This is a genomic window from Halomonas denitrificans, from assembly GCF_003056305.1.
GTDB classification, from domain to species: domain Bacteria; phylum Pseudomonadota; class Gammaproteobacteria; order Pseudomonadales; family Halomonadaceae; genus Halomonas; species Halomonas denitrificans.
Window position 1 is genome coordinate 554,052 of record NZ_PYVX01000001.1, and the last position, 18,266, is coordinate 572,317.

13 protein-coding genes are annotated in these 18,266 nt (G+C 69.5%); 1 reads left to right on the plus strand and 12 read right to left on the minus strand.

All coding sequences use genetic code 11. The features are described from left to right. Positions 1-81: 81 nt before the first annotated feature. The 6 genes from chrA to C9F13_RS02535 form a co-directional block, all read right to left on the minus strand. Positions 82-1,317, minus strand: a complete 1,236-nt coding sequence (chrA, locus tag C9F13_RS02510) for a chromate efflux transporter (RefSeq protein ID WP_108444654.1) — start codon at positions 1,315-1,317, stop codon at positions 82-84. Between the two features lie 2 nt (positions 1,318-1,319). Next, a complete protein-coding gene (pstB, locus tag C9F13_RS02515; protein ID WP_108444655.1) occupies positions 1,320-2,174 on the minus strand; it encodes a phosphate ABC transporter ATP-binding protein PstB in 855 nt (284 codons plus the stop codon). A 64-nt stretch (positions 2,175-2,238) separates the two neighbouring features. Next, positions 2,239-3,405, minus strand: a complete 1,167-nt coding sequence (gene pstA, locus C9F13_RS02520; protein WP_108444656.1) for a phosphate ABC transporter permease PstA — start codon at positions 3,403-3,405, stop codon at positions 2,239-2,241. A gap of 18 nt (positions 3,406-3,423) precedes the next feature. Then, on the minus strand, positions 3,424-4,680 hold the full coding sequence (pstC, locus tag C9F13_RS02525; protein WP_108444657.1) for a phosphate ABC transporter permease subunit PstC: 1,257 nt from the start codon (positions 4,678-4,680) through the stop codon (positions 3,424-3,426). Between the two features lie 114 nt (positions 4,681-4,794). Beyond that, entirely contained in the window at positions 4,795-5,808 is a 1,014-nt protein-coding gene (locus C9F13_RS02530; RefSeq protein ID WP_108444658.1) for a substrate-binding domain-containing protein, read from the minus strand. Positions 5,809-5,924: 116 nt separating this feature from the next. Further along, positions 5,925-7,124 (minus strand): Bcr/CflA family multidrug efflux MFS transporter, encoded by a 1,200-nt coding sequence (locus C9F13_RS02535; protein ID WP_108444659.1) that lies wholly within the window; start codon positions 7,122-7,124, stop codon positions 5,925-5,927. Between the two features lie 162 nt (positions 7,125-7,286). Here C9F13_RS02535 and tal point away from each other — a divergent pair, with 162 nt between their 5' ends. Then, on the plus strand, positions 7,287-8,225 hold the full coding sequence (gene tal / locus C9F13_RS02540; protein WP_108444660.1) for a transaldolase: 939 nt from the start codon (positions 7,287-7,289) through the stop codon (positions 8,223-8,225). A 132-nt stretch (positions 8,226-8,357) separates the two neighbouring features. On the opposite strand, the gene C9F13_RS02545 is transcribed toward tal, so the two are convergent. The 6 genes from C9F13_RS02545 to C9F13_RS02570 all read right to left on the minus strand — a co-directional run bounded on the left by C9F13_RS02545 (position 8,358) and on the right by C9F13_RS02570 (position 18,134). Continuing rightward, on the minus strand, positions 8,358-8,867 hold the full coding sequence (locus tag C9F13_RS02545; RefSeq protein WP_108444661.1) for an STAS domain-containing protein: 510 nt from the start codon (positions 8,865-8,867) through the stop codon (positions 8,358-8,360). Next, entirely contained in the window at positions 8,854-10,068 is a 1,215-nt protein-coding gene (locus C9F13_RS02550; protein ID WP_108444662.1) for a PP2C family protein-serine/threonine phosphatase, read from the minus strand. Before C9F13_RS02550 ends, C9F13_RS02545 begins: the two co-directional genes overlap by 14 nt. Before the next feature lie 12 nt (positions 10,069-10,080). Further along, entirely contained in the window at positions 10,081-10,836 is a 756-nt protein-coding gene (locus C9F13_RS02555) for an MlaA family lipoprotein (RefSeq protein WP_245888684.1), read from the minus strand. Positions 10,837-10,913: 77 nt separating this feature from the next. After that, complete coding sequence (locus C9F13_RS02560) at positions 10,914-12,035, minus strand: beta-ketoacyl-ACP synthase III (protein ID WP_108444664.1); 1,122 nt, start codon at positions 12,033-12,035, stop codon at positions 10,914-10,916. Then, positions 12,032-15,973, minus strand: coding sequence for an ATP-dependent RNA helicase HrpA (gene hrpA, locus C9F13_RS02565; protein ID WP_245888715.1), 3,942 nt, complete (start codon positions 15,971-15,973; stop codon positions 12,032-12,034). Before hrpA ends, C9F13_RS02560 begins: the two co-directional genes overlap by 4 nt. 484 nt (positions 15,974-16,457) lie before the next feature. Then, the gene (locus C9F13_RS02570) at positions 16,458-18,134 is read right to left on the minus strand and encodes an AMP-binding protein (protein WP_108444666.1); all 1,677 of its coding nucleotides are present in this window, start codon (positions 18,132-18,134) and stop codon (positions 16,458-16,460) included. Positions 18,135-18,266 lie beyond the last annotated feature (132 nt).

Consider the following 18,266-nt stretch of genomic DNA (forward strand, 5'->3'; position numbering starts at 1 on the left):
CAAATATACGGAATTCCATATATATCGTCGACGAATGTCAATGCCGTGACGGCGATCGGGGCGCCGGCACTCGCCCGATGATCAGGGGGCGATCAGGGGCCCAGCCGCGGCCAGCAGCGCCACCACCGCCCAGGCGGGCAGCCGCCAGCGCACCAGCAGCAGGAAGCCGGCCAGCGCCAGGACGAACGCCTCGGGCCCGAGGATGACGCCGGTCCAGAGCGGATCGTAGAGCGCCATGCCGAGGATGCCCACCACGGCCGCGTTGGCGCCGCACATCGCCGAGCGGGCGGCGGCCCAGTGGCGCAGCCGGTTCCAGCACGGCATCGCCGCCACCAGCAGCAGGAGCCCCGGCACGAAGATGGCCACCAGCGCCAGGCCGGCGCCCATGAGCCCGCCCGGCCCGATGGCGAGCAGGCTGCCAAGATAGGCCGCGAAGGTGAAGAGCGGGCCCGGCACCGCCTGGGCGGCACCGTAGCCCGCCAGGAAGGCCTCCGGCGAGACCCAGCCCGGCGGGACCAGCTCGGCCTCGAGAAGCGGCAGCACCACGTGCCCGCCGCCGAACACCAGGGCCCCGGCCCGATAGAAGGCGTCCAGCAGCGCGAGGATCGGCGAGGCACCGGCGAGTGCCAGCAGCGGCAGGCCGCCGAGCAGCGCGAGGAAGAGCGCCAGGGCGAGGCCGCCGGCCCGGGGCGAGACGGGCCACGCCCGCCCCGCGTGCGGGAACGCCTCGCCGGTGCCCCGGCAGAGGCACAGGCCGGCCAGCGCCCCCATCAGGATCGCCGCCAGCTGGCCGAGCGGCCCGTCCACCCCCACCAGGATGGCGACCGCCGCCAGCGCGATGCCGGCGCGACGCCGGTCCGGGCAGAGGCTCTGCGCCATGCCCCAGACGGCCTGGGCGACGATGGCCACCGCCGCCACCTTGAGGCCGTGCACCAGCCCCGACGCCACGGGCCCCGCGACGAGGCTCGCGCCCAGGGCGACGGCCACCAGCAGCAGCGCGGATGGCAGGGTGAAGGCGACCCAGGCCAGGGCCGCGCCCCAGGGACCGGCGCGCAGCAGCCCCAGGGCGAAGCCCACCTGGCTGCTGGCCGGCCCGGGCAGGAACTGGCACAGCGCCACCAGCTCGGCGTAGTCCGCCTCCTCGAGCCAGCGACGGCGCGTCACGAACTCGTGGCGGAAATAGCCGAGGTGCGCCACCGGGCCGCCGAAGGAGGTCAGGCCCAGCAGCAGGAACGCCCGGAAGACCTCCCCCGGGCGCCCCGGCCGGCGCGCCCCACTCTCGCGGGGCGCCGCCGGCGTATCGAGCCGGTCGACCACGCCTAGCCGTAGCGGCCGGTGATGTAGTCCTCGGTCTTCTTGGTGTGGGGGTTGGAGAACATCGTCTTGGTGTCGTTGTACTCGATGATCTCACCCAGGTGGAAGAAGGCCGTGTAGTCGGCGACCCGCGCCGCCTGCTGCATGTTGTGGGTCACGGTGATGATGGTGAACTGCTGCTTGAGCTTGTCCATCAGGTCTTCGATGGTCGCCGTGGAGATCGGGTCGAGGGCCGAGGTCGGCTCGTCCATCAGGATCACGTCGGGCTGCACGGCGATCGCCCGGGCGATGCAAAGGCGCTGCTGCTGGCCGCCGGAGAGCGAGGTGCCCGGCTGGTGCAGCTTGTCCTTGACCTCCTCCCAGAGGCCGGCATCGCGCAGGGCCCGCTCCACCAGCTCGTCCTGGTCCGACTTGCGGCCGACCAGGTCGTGCATGCGCGGCGCGTAGGCGACGTTCTCGTAGATCGACTTGGGGAAGGGGTTGGGCTTCTGGAAGACCATCCCCACCCGGCGTCGCAGGGCCACCTCGTCCATCTTGACCGCGTTGACGTCGCGACCGTCCATCTCCACCAGCCCCTCGATGCGCACGTTGGGGATCAGGTCGTTCATGCGGTTGAGGCAGCGCAGGAAGGTCGACTTGCCGCAGCCCGAGGGGCCGATCAGCGCCGTGACGTTCTTCTGGAAGACATCGATGTCGATGCCCTTCAGCGCCTGGCTCTGGCCGTACCAGAGGTTGAGGTCGCGCACGCGGATGGAGAGCTCGTGATGGGCATCGTCGTTGCGCGTCACCGGCTGACCGCGTTGCTGCTCCCTGTTCTGCTGTCCCGGGCCGTCCTGGCCGGACCTGTGTTGAGCTGACATCGGCGCACTACTCCGCTCGGCAACTTGCATGTTCATCTGAGGATATCCTGTGTCGTGTCGATGGCTACCAGCGACGCTCGAATTTCTTGCGCAGCACCACCGCCGTGGCGTTCAGGGTGATGAGCACGGTCAGCAGCACCAGGATGCCGCCGGAGGTCTTCTCGATGAAGGCCCGATCGGGCTCCCCCGCCCAGGTGAAGATCTGCGCCGGCAGCACCGTGGCCGCCTCGGTGAAGGAGGTGGTGACGTCGGGGATGAAGGCCACCATGCCGACGATGATCAGCGGCGCGGTCTCGCCCATGGCCTGGGCCAGGCCGATGATCGAGCCGGTCATGATCCCCGGCAGCGCCAGCGGCAGCACGTGGTCGCGCACCACCTGCCAGCGCGAGCAGCCCACCCCGAAGGCGGCGTGGCGGATCGACTCCGGTACGCTGCGCAGCGCCGTGCGGGTGGCGATGATGATCACCGGCAGGGTCATCAGCGCCAGCGTCAGGCCGCCGACCAGCGGCGAGGAGCGCGGAACGCCGAAGAAGTTGATGAAGATCGCCAGGCCCAGCAGGCCGAAGAGGATCGAGGGGATCGCCGCCAGGTTGTTGATGTTGATCTCGATGGCCTGGGTGAAGCGGTTGTCCGGGGCGAACTCCTCCAGGTAGACCGCCGTCATCACGCCGATAGGGAAGGCCACCGCCAGGGTCACCAGCAGGGTCAGCAGCGTGCCCATGGCCGCCGAGGCGATACCGGTCAGCTCGGGCATCTTGGAGTCGCCGCGGGTGAAGAAGGTGGTGTTGAAGCGCAGCTCGGCGCGCCCCTGCTCCACCAGCCGGTCGACCACGGCCTGCTCGCTCGCCTTGAGCTTGGAGTGGTGGCCCTTGAGGTACTGGTCCACCTGGCCGTCGGCGAGCACCCACTCCAGGCGGGTGGTGCCCAGCAGGTCGGGGTTGTCCTCCATGCGCCCGGGGATCAGGCGCAGGTAGCCGCGGCTGACCAGCGAGCGGACGTCCTCGTTCACGGCGGCCAGGGGCAGCTGGCTGGCCTGCTCGCTGTAGTCGACCTGGACCTGGATCTGGGCCTGCTTGAAGGCCGGCAGGCCCTTGACCAGCATGTCGGCGAAGAACAGCACCAGGAAGAGCCCGGCGAGCCCCAGGGCGCCCATGGAGATCCACTTCAGGCGCGCCGACTTGCGGTGGCGGCGCTTGAGCTGGGCGCTGATGTCGTCGAAGGATTGACTCATCGGAACGTGTCCTCGGCGTTACAGGTTGTTGACCCGGTACTTCTCGCGGAAACGGCGAATCATGATCACCGAGACCAGGTTCAGGCTCAGGGTCACCACGAAGAGCACCAGCCCCAGCGCGAAGGCGGAGAGGGTCTCGGCGCTGGCGAACTCCTGGTCGCCGGTCAGGGCGGCCACGATGCGTACCGTCACGGTGGTCATGTCCTCCAGCGGGTTGGCGGTCAGGTTGGGCCGCATGCCGGCGGCCATCACCACGATCATGGTCTCGCCCAGCGCCCGGGAGACCGCCAGCAGCGAGGCGGAGATGATCCCCGGCAGGGCCGCCGGGATCACCACGTCGCGGATGGTCTCGCCCTTGGTCATGCCCAGCGCCAGCGAGCCCTGGCGCATGCTGTCGGGGACCGAGGTGATCACGTCGTCGGAGAGTGACGAGATGAACGGGATGATCATGATGCCCATCACGATGCCGGGCGCCAGCGCGTTGTTGAAGGAGGCCTCGAGCCCGAAGAAGCCGGCCACGCTGACGATGATCGGCGCCACGGTGATGGCGGCGAAGAAGCCGTAGACCACGGTGGGGATGCCGGCCAGGACCTCGAGCACCGGCTTGGCCACGGTGCGCACGCGGGTGGGGGCGAACTCGGCCATGTAGATGGCCGCCAGCAGGCCGATGGGAATCGCCACCAGCATCGCCACGGCGGTGATCATGAAGGTGCCGGCGAACAGCGGCACCGAGCCGAACTGGGCGGCGCTGGCGCCCTCCTCGGCGCGACCGGCGGCCTCGAGGAAGCTGGCGCCCGGGTTCCAGGTGGTCCCGGTGATGAAGTCCCAGAAGTTCTGCATCTGGAAGAAGCGCAGCGCCTCGCCGATGATCGAGACCAGGATGCCCAGGGTGGTGAAGATGGAGATCAGCGCGGCGCCGGCCAGCACGAAGCGGATCACCCGCTCGATGGCCTGGCGCGCGTGGAAATCGGGGCGCACCATCAGCACGCCGACGGCGAGCCCGAGGCAGGCCACGAGCAGGCTGCCGACGAGCAGGTAGAGGGTGGGGATCTCGGCCCCGAGCAGCAGCAGCGTGAAGCCGCCCACGGCGCTGAGCACCAGCGCCGGTCCCGCCGTCGACAGCACGGCGAACCAGGCGTACTGGTCGGGCTGGGCCTGCATCGCGGTACCACCGGCCCGCACCCGAGACGCCTTGGCACGCCCGAGGAAGAAGGCTATCAGACCCAGCAGCAGCAGGGCGCCGCCGAACATGGCGAGTATCTGATTGGTCTGCATAGGTGTCTCTCGAAGGAGTTCATTCGCGGACGGGGCAGATCGGCCCGGTCCGTCGAAACGTGAGCCGGCCGGCAGCCCTGAGCTGCCGGCCGGGTGAAACGACTCGCGCCGGCGTTACTTCAGATCGGCCAGTTCGAGGGTCTCGCGGTTCTCGACGTCCTGGCGCGCTTCCTCGCGCATCTCGGCGGGCGCCGGGATCAGGCCGATGCCCTTGAGGTAGCCTAGATCACCGATCATCTGCTCGCTCATGAACAGGTCGGCGTAGGCGTACATGGCCGGCACCTCGTCGGCGTGCTGATTCTTGATGTAGAAGAACATCGAGCGCGACACCGGGTACTCGCCGCTGCCGATGGCATCCGGGGTCGGGGCGACGCCGTCGATGTTGGAACCGGTCAGGGTATCGGCGTTCTCCTCGAGGAAGGAGTAGCCGAAGATGCCGAAGGCCTCGGTGTTCTCGGCCAGGCGCTGAACGATCAGGTTGTCGTTCTCGCCGGCGTCGATGAAGGCGCCGTCGGTACGGATGTCGGTGTAGCCCTCGCCGCCGTAGGCGTCCATCTCCTCGGAGGCGGCTTCCATCACCAGCTCCTCGAAGGCGTCACGGGTGCCGGAGGTGGTGGGCGGGCCGTAGACGGCGATCTCGCGCGCCGGCAGGGCGTCGTCGATCTCGCTCCACTGGGTGTAGGGGTTGTCGACCAGCTCGCCGTCGACCGGCACCTTGGCGGCGAGAGCCAGGAAGATCTGCTCGCGGGTGACGTCCATCGCCTCGTTGGCGTTGGACTGGGCGAAGGCGATGCCGTCGTAACCGATGAAGGCCTCGGTGATGTCGGTGACACCGTTCTCCTCGCAGCGCTCGAACTCGGAGGGCTTCATGCGGCGCGAGGCGTTGGTGATGTCCGGCGTGTCGTCACCGACCCCATTGCAGAACAGACGCAGCCCACCACCGGAGCCGGTGGATTCGATGACCGGCGTCGGGTACTCGGTGGTGGCACCGAACTCCTCGGCCACGTAGCTGGCGAACGGGTAGACGGTGCTGGAGCCGACGATGCGAGCCTGCTCGCGGGCCTGGGCGACACCGGCCACACCGATCACGGCGGCGGCGATGGCGGTGGTCTTGAGGATGCGGTTCATGGAGCGATCTCCTGTCGAGAAAGGGATTCATCCTTCGCGACACACACGATGCCCCAGGAAAGTGACAGCTTCATGACAACCGGCGGCGACAGCGCAATCCCCGCCCTGCCGGCCGCTCAGGCGGCGGGCGCGACCTCCCGGCCGGCGCGCCCCACGAGCCCGCGCAAGGCCAGGTTGCCGGCCAGCGACACCGCCAGCATGGTCAGCACCATGGGCCAGGCGCTGTCGATCTCGAAGCCGCTCACCACCACCCCGGCGAGCGCCCCGCAGGTGAACTGGATGCTGCCCAGCAGCGCCGTGGCGGTGGCACTCATGTGGCTGAAGTGCTCGAGCAGCGAGGCGATGGCGTTGGGGGTGATCAGGCCGACCATGCCCATGAACAGCATGATCAGCGGCACCACGGTGACGAGCGAATCCTGCCCGGAGGCCACCAGCAGGGTCAGGCAGCAGGCCACACCGAGCTGGACGCCGAGGCCGAGACGCATGTTCTGCTGCGGGCTGCGGCGGCGCAGCAGGCGGATGTTCAGGCGGTTCGACGCCGCCATGACCACCACGTTGGCGCCGAAGACCACTGGATAGATCGCCGGCGACACGCCGTAGTGGCTGATGTAGAGAAACGGCGAGGCGGTGATGAAGGCGAACATGCCGGCGAAGGTCGCGGCCACGGCGAGCACGTAGCCCATGCCCTCGCGATGGCGCAGCACGCTGGCGTAGTTGCGCAGCACCTGGCGCGGCGAGGCCGCGGGGGCGTCCGGCGCGCGGGTCTCGGGCAGCTTGGTGCCCATCAGCCAGAGCAGAAAGGCCGCATAGACCGCCAGGAAGACGAAGATCAGCCACCAGTCGGCGAGGTAGAGCAGCCCGCTGCCCACCGCCGGCGCCGCCAGCGGCGCCAGCATCATGATCATCGCCATGGTCGACATCACCTTGGCCGCCTCGCGGCCCTGGAAGCAGTCGCGCACGATGGCCGCGGAGTTGACCACGCAGGCGCCGCCGCCCAGCGCCTGCACCAGCCGCCAGGCGAGCAGCTCGCCGAGGCTGCCCACCGTGGTCAGCATCAGGCTCGCCAGCAGGAAGATCACCAGGCCGCTGAGCAGCACCGGCTTGCGGCCCAGCCGGTCGGAGAGCGGGCCGCCGGTGAGCTGGCCGAGGGCGAAGCCGGCCAGGAAGGTGCTGATCGAGAGTTCGGTGTGGTGAATGCTCGCGCCCACGGCCTCGGCCAGGGCCGGCATGGCGGGCAGGTAGGCATCGATGGCGAAGGGGGCCAAGGCGGTGTTGGCGGCGACCAGCAGGGCCACGCGCCGGGGATTCAGGGTCAACAAGGCGCCTCCCACAGGGCTCTTGACAGAGAAGGTAGTGGATAGCGGATAAAAGATAGAGGGCTAATGATAACCCAAAAGCCGCTCGCTGGCCCGACCGCCTATAATCGGCCCGGCTGCCTTGCTAGAGTGAACGCCATGACAACCGGAGGGATCCCCACCATGGCAGACGACCTGCTTTCACAACTCAAGACCATGACCACCGTGGTGGCCGACACCGGCGATCTCGAGGCGATTCGCCGCTTCCAGCCCACCGACGCCACCACCAACCCCTCGCTGATCCTCCAGGCGGCCCAGCACGAGGGACGCCGCGCGCGGCTGGCCGAGATCGCCCGCCACGCCACCGACGTCGACGACGCCCTGGACAGCGTGGCCGTCGAGATCGGCAGCGAGATCAGCGCCCTGGTGCCCGGCTACGTCTCCACCGAGGTCAGCGCGCGGCTCTCCTTCGACACCGACGCCACCCTGGCCCGGGCCCGGGCGCTGATCGAGCGCTACGGCCGCCACGGGGTCGGCCCCGAGCGGATCCTGATCAAGGTCGCGGCCACCTGGGAGGGGATCCGCGCCGCCCGGATCCTCGAGCGCGAGGGCATCCACACCAACCTCACCCTGCTGTTCAGCTTCGCCCAGGCACAGGTCTGCGCCGATGCCGGCGTGACCCTGGTCTCGCCCTTCGTCGGGCGTATCCTCGACTGGCACAAGGCCCAGGATCCCGAGGCCGACTTCGAGGGCGACCGCGATCCGGGCGTGCAGTCGGTGAAGCGCATCTACGAGCACTTCAAGGGCCACGGCTACGAGACCGTCGTGATGGGCGCCAGCTTCCGCAACAGCGGCGAGATCCTCGCCCTGTCGGGCTGCGACCGGCTGACCATCTCCCCGGCGCTGCTGGAGGAGCTGGCCGGCACGAGCGGCACGCTGACGCGCCGGCTGACGCCGCTGGACGCCGAGACTCACGCGCCGGAGCCGCTGGACGAGGCCGAGTTCCGCTGGGCGATGAACGAGGATGCCATGGCCACCGAGAAGCTCGCCGAGGGCATCCGCAAGTTCATGGCCGACCAGCGCAAGCTGGAGGCGCTGCTGGCAGAGCTGCGTCAGGGGTAGGCGCATCTCGCGGGAGACGCGCCGGGCCCCGCAGGCGTCCCAGGGCAGGGAGCGGGGCCCGGAAGGCGGGCTTGGCAAAACAGCACGACGCGCCCGACGCCGAGCATCGGCGCCGGGCGCGATCAGGCGGGCCTAGGAGCCGTGGGAAGTAGCCTGCTGGGCCTCGAGCATCTCCACCAGCGGCTGGAACTCCTCGCGATTGTGCTCGTTGAGGCGCATCAGGATGCGATGCGCCTCGAGCACCCGCTGGCGGGTCTCCTCCACGTCGGTGGGGATCTCGGGCAGGTCATGAAGCTCACGGGCCTCGGTGATCGGCGAGTCCACCAGGGTGAAGATGCGCGAGAAGCCCATGACGTCGAGCATGCGCTGGACGTCGGGGTTGTCGGCGATGATGGTCGGCGGCTCGCTGACCCGGCCCTGCACCGCCATGGCCACCTTGGCGAGAAAGCCCAGGGCGGTGGAATCCACGTTGGTGGTGTCTCTCAGGTCGATGATCAGCGTCTCGAGCCCCGGCGTCTCGGCAAGCTGCTGGGCCTGGCGGTCCAGGGTCGCGCAGAGGGTCAGGCGCACGTCCCCGCAGAGCTTGAGGACGAAGACCCCCGATGCAAACGCTGCCTTGATGCGGCCCTCATGATTTATCATTGCCAAATCCGCTCAACACCATGATCGTCAGGTCGTCCGGCAGCTCCTCATGACCGGGAGCGCTCTGGGCCACAATTTCATCATCGTCGGCCAGATGCTCCAGTGCAAGGCTGCCGCGCAGGTCTTCCAGCGTCGCACTGGCGAGGACCCGCCGCTCGAGCTCCCTGAGCCGCCCCTCCAGGGTCTCCCCGGGCAGGCACTCCAGTATCCCATCCGAACAGAGCCACAGCCGAAAGTTCTCCGGCAGCGGACAGCCCAGGCTCGGGTAGTCGACCCCGGGGAAGAGGCCGACCGGCATCCCCTCGCCGGGCAGCGCCTGCACCTCGCCCTCGGCCACCAGCAGCGGCATGGGGAGCTGTGCGCCGAGGGAATAGTGGAGATAACGGCGCCGGTGGTCAATCACCCCGACGAACAGGGTCGCGTGCTTGCCGATGCCGGCATCCAGCAGCTCGCGATTGAGCGCCGCCAGCCAGCGCGGCGCCAGCCGCTCGGGATGCTCGCCGTCCCACTCCTGCTGCCAGCGATTGGAGAGATATTTCAGCAGCACGGTGACGAAGGCCGAGGAGGCCCCGTGACCGGAGACGTCGGCGAAGTAGAACAGGCTGTAGCGCTCGTCGAAGGCCTGGAAATCGAGGAAGTCGCCGGAGAGGTAGAGCGAGGGCGCCAGCCAGTAGTCGAAGGTCACGCCCTGCAGGGTCTGGGGCCGGGGCGGCAGCAGCTTGCGCTGGATCTGGCCGCCGGCCTGCTGGTCGAGGCGCAGCATCGCCAGGTGGGTCTCCAGGCTCTCGTTGAGCTCCTCGAGGTTCTCGTTGAGGTGGGCCAGCCGCGCCCGGTCGCGCTCCCGCTCGGCGGCCAGCCGGTGCACCTCGATGGCCTTGACGATCATGCGCCGCAGGAGCGAGCCGTGGCGCAGCGGATCGATGATGTAGTCCACCAGCCCCGCCTCCACCGCCTTCAGCAGGTCGGCGTCCTGGCGATCGTCGCTGACCACCAGGGTCGGCAGCCGCTCGGCCAGGCGCTCCCAGTCGGCGCGGGACACCGCCCGCGCATGGGCGACGATCAGCGCCGTCTCCGGCGGCAGCTCCTCGATGCCGGAGGCGGCGTACACCGCCAGGTCGTCACGGGCGATGGTCCGCGCCAGGGCGTCGCGCTCCGGCCCCGGGACGTCGATCACTCCGATCAGTTGCTTGGCTGGTGGCATGCGGTCATGGCCTCATTCGGCGAAGGCGTCGTCGAAATCCGCCCCATCGAAGTCGAACTCGTCGCTGGCGAAGGGATCCTCCTCCAGCTGCCCATCGTTGACCTCGAAGCGACGCTGCTGCAGATAGGCATCGCGGATGAAGCTGTAGCGATCGCCGCTGATCAGCGCCTCCTGGTCGAGCAGCCCGGCCCGGGTATCGATGATCTGGAGGGCGCGCAATCCGTAGCGGACCGTGTCGTCTTCCACGTAGGTGAGCGGGTAGGTGTACGCGTCCGCCGGGAGCCCTGCGGTGTCGCGCAGGGTGCTCGGCCCCAGCAGCGGCAGCACCAGATAGCGAGACTCTTCCCATCCCCAGGCGCCCAGGGTCTGGCCGAAGTCCTCCTCGCGGCCGGTGATGTCCATCCGCGTGGCGACGTCGAACAGCCCGCCGATGCCGACGGTGGTGTTGATCAGGAAGCGCCCGGTGGCGACGCCGGCGTTGGTGCCCTTGCCCTGCAGCAGGCTGTTCAGGGTGGTGCGGATCTCGCCGAGGTTGGAGAAGAAGTTGCCCACGCCCGTCTCCACCGGATCCGGGGTGATGAAGCGATAGCCCCGGGCAACCGGCTTCAGCGCGTAGCGGTCGACCACGTCGTTGAAGGCGAAGACCTTGCGGTTGAAGCCTTCCCAGGGGTCGTCGGGATGGCGCTCGCGCATATCGCCGCTGCTGGCGCAGCCGGCCAGCAGCGCCAGCGACACCAGCAGGGCACCGCGCCCCGCCCACCGAGTCATCACGCCTCTCATCTTCCCTCTCATCTCAGGTCCGTTCATCGGGCACTATCGCCTCCCTGCGGTTACTGTCTTGACGCTCACTGGCGACGCACCACCACGCTGCCGGCACTGTAGCCCGCGCCGAAGGAACAGACCACCCCGAGCGCGTCCGGCGCGAGGTCGTGACGGTGCAGGTGGAAGGCGATGATCGAACCGGCCGAGCTGGTGTTGGCGTAGCGATCGAGGATGATCGGCGCCTGATCCGGCTCCGGGGCGTGGCCCAGCACGCGCCGGGCGATGAGGTCGTTCATGTGGCGGTTGGCCTGGTGGAGCCACAGCCGGGCCAGGTCCTCGCCGGCGAGTTCCAGGCTCGCCAGGTGATCGGTGATCAGCGCCGCCACCAGCGGGCAGACCTCCTTGAAGACGCGGCGTCCCTCCTGCACGAAGAGCCGGTCGGTGGCGAGCGGGTCGCTGTCGGTGACGCGATCGAGGAAGCCGGCGTTGTTGCGGATGGCGTTGGAGAAGCGCGTGACGAGCCGGGTGCCAAGGATCTCGAAGCGCTCCTCGGCCGTCGCCACCTCGTCGCTCTCCAGCACCAGGGCGGTGCAGGCATCGCCGAAGATGAAGTGGCTGTCGCGGTCGCGGAAGTTGAGGTGGGCCGAGCAGATCTCGGGATCGACGATCAGGGCGCGCCGCACGCTGCCGGCGCGGATGGCGTTGGCAGCGGTCTCGATGGCGAAGGTCGCCGAGCTGCAGGCGACGTTCATGTCGAAGGCGTAGCCGCCGGCGCCCAGCGCCGCCTGCAGCTCCACGGCCACCGCCGGGTAGGGGCGCTCCAGGTTGGAGCAGGCGACGATCACCAGGTCGATCTCCCCGGCCGCCACGCCCGCCGCGTCCAGCGCCTGGCGGGCCGCGGCCAGGCCCATCTCGCACTGGTGGGAAGGCTCGTCGTTGCCGCGCGGGGCGAGCCGCGGGCGCATGCGCTCGGGGTCGAGGATGCCCTCGGCGTCCATCACGTAGCGGCTGTGGATGCCCGACGCCTTGACGATGAACTCGGTGCTGGAGTGCAGCAGCGCCTCCCGCTCCCCGGCGGCGATGGCCTCGGCATGGCGCGCGTTCTCGGCGTCCACCCAGGCATTGAAGGCGGCCACCAGGGCCGCGTTGTCGATGGCGTGCTCCGGGGTATAGAGCCCCGTGCCGGTGATCACTGCCTGGGTCATGCGCTTCTCCCTGTGAGTTCGGCCCAGCGTTTCTCGAGGCGCTTGGTGGAGACCGGGAGCTTCGTACCCAGCTGCTGGGCGAAGAGCGAGACGCGCAGCTCCTCGATCCACCAGGCGAACGCCACCAGCGCCGGGTCCTCCACCCCGCCGCGCCGCTCGCTCTCGCGGCGGGCCGCCAGGCGGGCCTCGAAGTCCTGGACCTCCTGCATGTGCATCTGGTCGCGCATGCGCTCCCGGGGCGCCTTCTCCAGGCGGATCAGCGCCGCCTCCATGTAGCGGGGATACTCCTCGAGCCACTCGCCGGCCTCGCTGACGAAGCCGGGGTGCACCAGGCGCTGCATCTGCGCCTTGAGGTCACTGTACACCAGCGCCAGGGCCAGGTTCAGGTTGCCCTTGAGCGCCTTGGTCACCGCCAGGTGACCCTGGAGCGCCTGCTCGAGGGTCGCCACCAGGGCCTCGGCGCGGGGCAGCAGAGCGTCGCCGGTGGCCTCCAGCCGCGCCTGAAGCTCGCCTTGGGAGCGCGGCAGCGGGTCGACGGCCACCACCTGGCGAAAGACCGCCGCCACCACGTCATCGATCAGCACGCGCTTGCTGCCCACCTTGGCGAACAGCAGCGCACAGGTGGACAGCCCCTTCAGCCGCTCGATGGCGCGGGCCTGGTCGGGCCGCTGTTCCATGGCGGCCCGCACCACGCCGTCGCGATGGGCCTCGCGGGCCTTGTCGGGATGGTCGAACAGCTCGACCCGGAAGGCCTCCTTGGCGGGCACCAGGGCGGGATAGGCCTCCACCCGGATGCCGGCCTGGGTGGTGACCCTCGACTCGGGCAGCGGCGTCTCGGGCAGGGCGGAAAGCTCGCCCGCGTCGCTCGCCTGCTCGGCCAGGGCCCGAGCGCCCTCCCCCGCGGCCGCCTCGAAGCGACGCTCCAGCGCGCGGGCGTCGCGCCCCTGGCCCAGGGTCTCGCCCTGATGGTCGACCACCCGCAGGTTCATCACCAGATGGGGCTCGAGGGCCTCGAGGTTCCAGTCGTCGGGGTGCAGGCGCACGCCGGTCTTGCGGCGCAAGAACTCGCCCAGCGCCTCGGTGAGCGGGATGTCGTCCGGGGTCATCGCCTCCAGGGCCGCGTCCACCCAGTCGGGGATCGGCACCACCTGGCGGCGGATCGCCTTGGGCAGCGACTTCATCAGGGCGATGCACTTCTCGCGCAACAGCCCCGGCACCAGCCACTCCAGCCGCGCCAGGGGCAGCTGGGGCAGCATGGCGGCCGGCACGGTGAGCGTCACGCCGTCGTCCGGGGCGCCGGGCTCGAAGTGGTAGGAGAGCGGGTAGCGCACGCCGTTGAGGGTGAGCTCGTCGGGGTAGTCGGCCTGGGTGACCTCGCCGGCCTCGCGGGCCAGCAGGGCCGCGCGGTCGAACTTGAGGATGTCGGGGTCCTCGGCCTCGGCCTTCTTGCGCCAGGCCTCGAAGCCCTTGCCGTTGACGATCTCGGCGGGAATCCGCTCGTCGTAGAAGGCGAAGAGGGTCTCCTCGTCGACCAGGATGTCGCGCTTGCGGGCACGGTCCTCGAGGTCCTCGACCTCCTCGACCAGCGCCCGGTTGTGGGCGAAGAAGTCGCCGCGGGTCTTGAACTCCCCCTCGACCAGCGCGCGGCGGATGAAGAGCTCCCGGGACGCCACAGGGTCGATCGGCCCGAAGTGGACCCGGCGCCCGGTGACGATGGGCAGGCCGAACAGCGTGACCTGCTCGGTGGCCACCACCTGGGCGCGCTTCATCTCCCAGTGGGGCTCGGCGTAGGAGCGCTTCACCAGGTGGCCGGCCAGCGGCTCGATCCACTGGGGCTCGATCCGCGCCGCGGTGCGGGCGAAGAGCTTGGTCGTTTCCACCAGCTCGAAGGCCATCAGCCACTTGGGCGACTTCTTGGCGAGCCCCGAGCCCGGATGGACGACGAACTTGCGGTTGCGCGCCCCCAGGTACTCGCGGTTCTCGGTGAGCAGGCCGATATTGGAGAGCAGCCCGGTGAGCAGCGCCTGGTGCAGGGCCGCCGCGCGCTTGCGACCGGCCTCCCGTCGCGCCTTCTCGTCGTCCTGCTCCGGCGCCTCGACCGGCGCCGGAGGCGGCGGCACCTCGATCTCCATGTCGCGCAGCAGCTGGCGCAGCTGGCGGAAGGTGTCGTGCCACTCGCGCAGGCGCAGGTAGTTGAGGTAGTGATCCTTGCACCAGCGACGCAGCCGGTTGCCGGAGAGCTCCTCCCGGGCGGCCTCGAAGCCGTGCCAGAGGTTGAGCAGCGCGACGAAGTCGGAGTCCGGGTCGTGCCAGCGGCGATGGGCCTGGTCGGCGGCCTGGCGCTTGTCGGCCGGGCGGTCGCGGGGATCCTGGACCGCCAGGCCGGCGACCACGATCAGCACCTCGCGCAGCCCCCCCTGCTCGGCACCGGCCAGCACCATGCGCGCCAGGCGCGGATCGATGGGCAGCCGCGCCAGCTTGCGCCCCAGCGGAGTCAGGTGATTGCCCGCGTCGACCGCGCCCAGCTCGAAGAGCAGCCGGAAGCCGTCGGTGATGAAGCGCGAATCCGGCGGGTCGACGAAGGGGAAGGCCGCGATGTCGCCGAGCTTCAGCGAGAGCATCGAGAGGATCACCGAGGCCAGGTTGGTGCGGCGGATCTCGGGGTCGGTGAATTCGGGACGGGCGAGGAAGTCCTCCTCGTCATAGAGGCGGATGCACAGGCCCTCGGCCACCCGGCCGCAGCGCCCCTTGCGCTGGTTGGCGCTGGCCTGGCTGACCGGCTCCACCGGCAGGCGCTGGATCTTGGCCTTGTAGCTGTAGCGGCTGATGCGCACCAGGCCCGGGTCGATGACGTAGCGGATGCCCGGCACCGTCAGCGAGGTCTCGGCGACGTTGGTGGAGAGCACGATGCGCCGCCCCGCGTGGGAGGCGAAGACGCGGTTCTGCTCGGCGTTGGAGAGCCGCGCATAGAGCGGCAGGATCTCGGTGCCGCGCAGGTCGGCCCGGCGCAGGGTGTCGGCCGTCTCGCGGATCTCGCGCTCGCCGGGCAGGAACACCAGGATGTCCCGCGGCCCGTGGAACCAGCCCTTCTCGCGTTCGACCCGTTCGATCTCCTCCACGGCGTGGAGGATCCCCTCCTGCAGGGTGCGATCCTCCTCGTCGTCGTCATCGCGCACCAGGGGACGGTAGCGCACCTCCACCGGGTAGGTGCGCCCGGAGACCTCGACCACCGGCGCCGGCACGTCGTGGCCCTCGGCGTCGCGGCGGCCGAAGTGCGCGGCGAAGCGCTCGACGTCGATGGTCGCCGAGGTGATGATCACCTTGAGGTCGGGACGGCGGGCGGTGAGGCGCTTGAGGTAGCCGAGCAGGAAGTCGATGTTGAGGCTGCGCTCGTGGGCCTCGTCGATGATGATCGCCTCGTAGCGGCTGAGGTCGGGATCGTGGCGGGTCTCGGCGAGCAGGATGCCGTCGGTCATCAGCTTGACCAGGGTCTCGTCGCTGCTCTGGTCGGTGAAGCGCACCTGGTAGCCGACCTGCTCGCCCAGCGGCACCGACAGCTCCTCGGCCAGGCGCGTGGCCACCGAACGCGCCGCCAGGCGCCGCGGCTGGGTGTGGCCGATCAGCCCGCGGCGCCCCAGTCCCAGTTCCAGACAAAGCTTGGGCAGCTGGGTGGTCTTGCCCGAGCCGGTCTCGCCGGCGACCACCACCACCTGGTGCTCCTCGAGCGCGGCGAGGATGTCCTCGCGGCGCTCCGCCACCGGCAGCTCGGCCGGGTAGTCGAGGGTGACCGGGCGCGCCCTGCGCCGCTCGACGAGGCCGCGCGAGCGTTCCACGGCGCGGCGCACCTCGGCGAGGCCGCGATCGACGGGCTTGCCTTCCTTCAGGCGGCGGCGCAGGCCGCGCAGGCGTCTCTCGAGGCCGACGACGTCGCGGCGCATGACGTCATCGAGGTCACGGGTCAGGGCGTCTAGCTCGGCGGCGTCCTCGGCCTTCGCGGCGGGGGGCTGGCGGGTCTCGGTGGTCACGGTATCGACGGTCGGCTCCGGGTCACGGTCAGCGAAAAAAAGGGGCCCGCCCGGGCATCCCAGGCGGGCCCGCATTATAACGTCGCGGCCTCGACCGCGCCTAATCGGGGCCCGTTTCGGCAGGCACACGGCCCTCCTCGTCGTGCAGCTGGCGACGCTGCACCTTGCTGCACGTGACAGCGTCTTGGGCAGGGCGGACTGGCGGCATCACGCCCCCGCACTCTCCTGCTCCTCGTCGCGCAGCTGGCGGCGCACTACCTTGCTGCACGTGACAGCGTCTTGGGCAGCGCGAGCTGGCGGCATCACGCCCCTGCACTCTCCTGCTCCTCGTCGCGCAGCTGGCGGCGCACTACCTTGCTGCACGTGACAGCGTCTTGGGCAGCGCGGGCTGCCGGCATCACGCCCCCGCGCTCTCCTGCTCCTCGTCACGCAGCTGGCGACGCAGCACCTTGCCCACGTTCGTCTTGGGCAGCTCGTCGCGGAACTCCACGAATCTCGGCACCTTGTAGCCGGCGAGCTCCTTGCGGCACCAGGTGCGCAGGGTCTCGGCATCGAGGCTCTCGTCGCGGGCCACCACGAACAGCTTGATGGCCTCGCCGCTGGTCTCGTCCGGCACCCCCACCGCCGCCGACTCCACCACCCCGGGATGGGCGGCCACGACGTCCTCGATCTCGTTGGGGTACACGTTGAAGCCCGACACCAGGATCATGTCCTTCTTGCGATCGACGATGCGGATGTAGCCGTCCGGCTGCAGCACGGCGATGTCGCCGGTGTGGAACCAGCCCTGGTCGTCGATCGACCGCGCGGTCTCGTCGTCGCGGCGCCAGTAGCCCTTCATCACCTGGGGACCGCGCACGCAGAGCTCCCCGGCGGTATCGAAGGAGGCGTCCCGGCCGTCGGCGTCCAGCACCTTCACCTCGGTACCGGCCACCGGCTTGCCGATGGTGCCCAGCTGGATGGCGTCAACGGGGTTGAAGCTGACGATCGGCGAGGTCTCGGTCAGTCCGTAGCCCTCGGCCACCTGGCAGCCGGTGACCTCCTCCCAGCGACTCGCCGAGGCGCGGGTCAGGGCCATGCCGCCGGAGATGGTCAGGTGCAGCCGCGAGAAGTCGAGCCCACGAAAGTCCTCGCGGTTGCACAGCGCGTTGAACAGGGTATTGAGGCCAATGAAGCCGGTGAAGGGCACCTGCTTGAGCGTCTTGACGAAACCGTCGAGGTCGCGGGGATTGGGGATCAGCACCGAGTGGTTGCCGGTCTCCATCATGAACAGGCAGTTCACCGTGAAGGTGTAGATGTGATAGACGGGCAGCGGCGCGATGATGGTCTCCACCCCCTCGCCCAGGGCCGGGCCGATCGCCTGGCGGGCCTGCAGCATGTTGGCCACCAGGTTGCGGTGGGTCAGCATGGCGCCCTTGGCGAGCCCCGTGGTGCCGCCGGTGTACTGCAGGGCGGCGATGTCGTCGGGCGCGCGGCTCACCTCGCGGTGCGACTGGCGGCTGCCCATCGCCAGCGCCCGACGGAAGGGCGTGGCGCCGGGCAGCGAGAAGGCCGGCACCAGCTTCTTGACGTACTTGACCACGCTGTTGATCAGCGGGCGCTTGGGGAAGGGGTGCAGGTCGCCGAGCTCGGTGACCACCACCTGCTCGATCTTGGTCTGCTCGATAATGTGCTCAAGCTTGGCGGCCATGTTGGCCAGGATGACGATGGCGCGCACCTCGGCATCCTTGAACTGGTGCGCCATCTCGCGCTCGGTGTAGAGCGGGTTGGTGTTGACCACCACGAGGCCGGCCCGCAGGGCGCCGAACACCGCCACCGGGAACTGCAGCACGTTGGGCAGCTGGATGGCGATGCGATCGCCGGGCTCGAGGTCGGTCTCCTGCTGCAGCCAGGCCGCGAAGTGCCCGGAGAGGCGATCGAGCTCGGCGTAGCTCAACACCCGCCCCATGCAGCTGAAGGCCGGCTTGTCGCCGAAGCGCTCCACCGAGGCGTGAAAGACTTCCATCACCGAGGCGTAGTCGTCGAGTTTCTCGAGGGGCTGGCCGGTCAGGATGGCGGGCGTGGCGTTCTCGCTCATGGGCTGTCTCCATGCGGCGGCCAATGTCGGCATCGGCCTTATTGTTCTCCGCGCGCAGGGTTATCCACACGCGGTGTTGTCAGCAGGCACCTTATACCAGCGGCTCGACGGCTGTAAAACGAGTGATTGAAA

Coding starts and splice junctions, on each gene's coding strand:
- hrpA (WP_245888715.1), bottom strand. CDS start 15,973: ATGCGCCGCGACGTCGTCGGCCTCGAGAGACGCCTGCGCGGCCTGCGC.
- C9F13_RS02550 (WP_108444662.1), bottom strand. CDS start 10,068: ATGCCACCAGCCAAGCAACTGATCGGAGTGATCGACGTCCCGGGGCCG.
- pstC (WP_108444657.1), bottom strand. CDS start 4,680: ATGCAGACCAATCAGATACTCGCCATGTTCGGCGGCGCCCTGCTGCTG.
- C9F13_RS02555 (WP_245888684.1), bottom strand. CDS start 10,836: ATGACTCGGTGGGCGGGGCGCGGTGCCCTGCTGGTGTCGCTGGCGCTG.
- pstA (WP_108444656.1), bottom strand. CDS start 3,405: ATGAGTCAATCCTTCGACGACATCAGCGCCCAGCTCAAGCGCCGCCAC.
- tal (WP_108444660.1), top strand. CDS start 7,287: ATGGCAGACGACCTGCTTTCACAACTCAAGACCATGACCACCGTGGTG.
- pstB (WP_108444655.1), bottom strand. CDS start 2,174: ATGTCAGCTCAACACAGGTCCGGCCAGGACGGCCCGGGACAGCAGAAC.
- C9F13_RS02570 (WP_108444666.1), bottom strand. CDS start 18,134: ATGAGCGAGAACGCCACGCCCGCCATCCTGACCGGCCAGCCCCTCGAG.
- C9F13_RS02545 (WP_108444661.1), bottom strand. CDS start 8,867: ATGATAAATCATGAGGGCCGCATCAAGGCAGCGTTTGCATCGGGGGTC.
- C9F13_RS02560 (WP_108444664.1), bottom strand. CDS start 12,035: ATGACCCAGGCAGTGATCACCGGCACGGGGCTCTATACCCCGGAGCAC.
- C9F13_RS02530 (WP_108444658.1), bottom strand. CDS start 5,808: ATGAACCGCATCCTCAAGACCACCGCCATCGCCGCCGCCGTGATCGGT.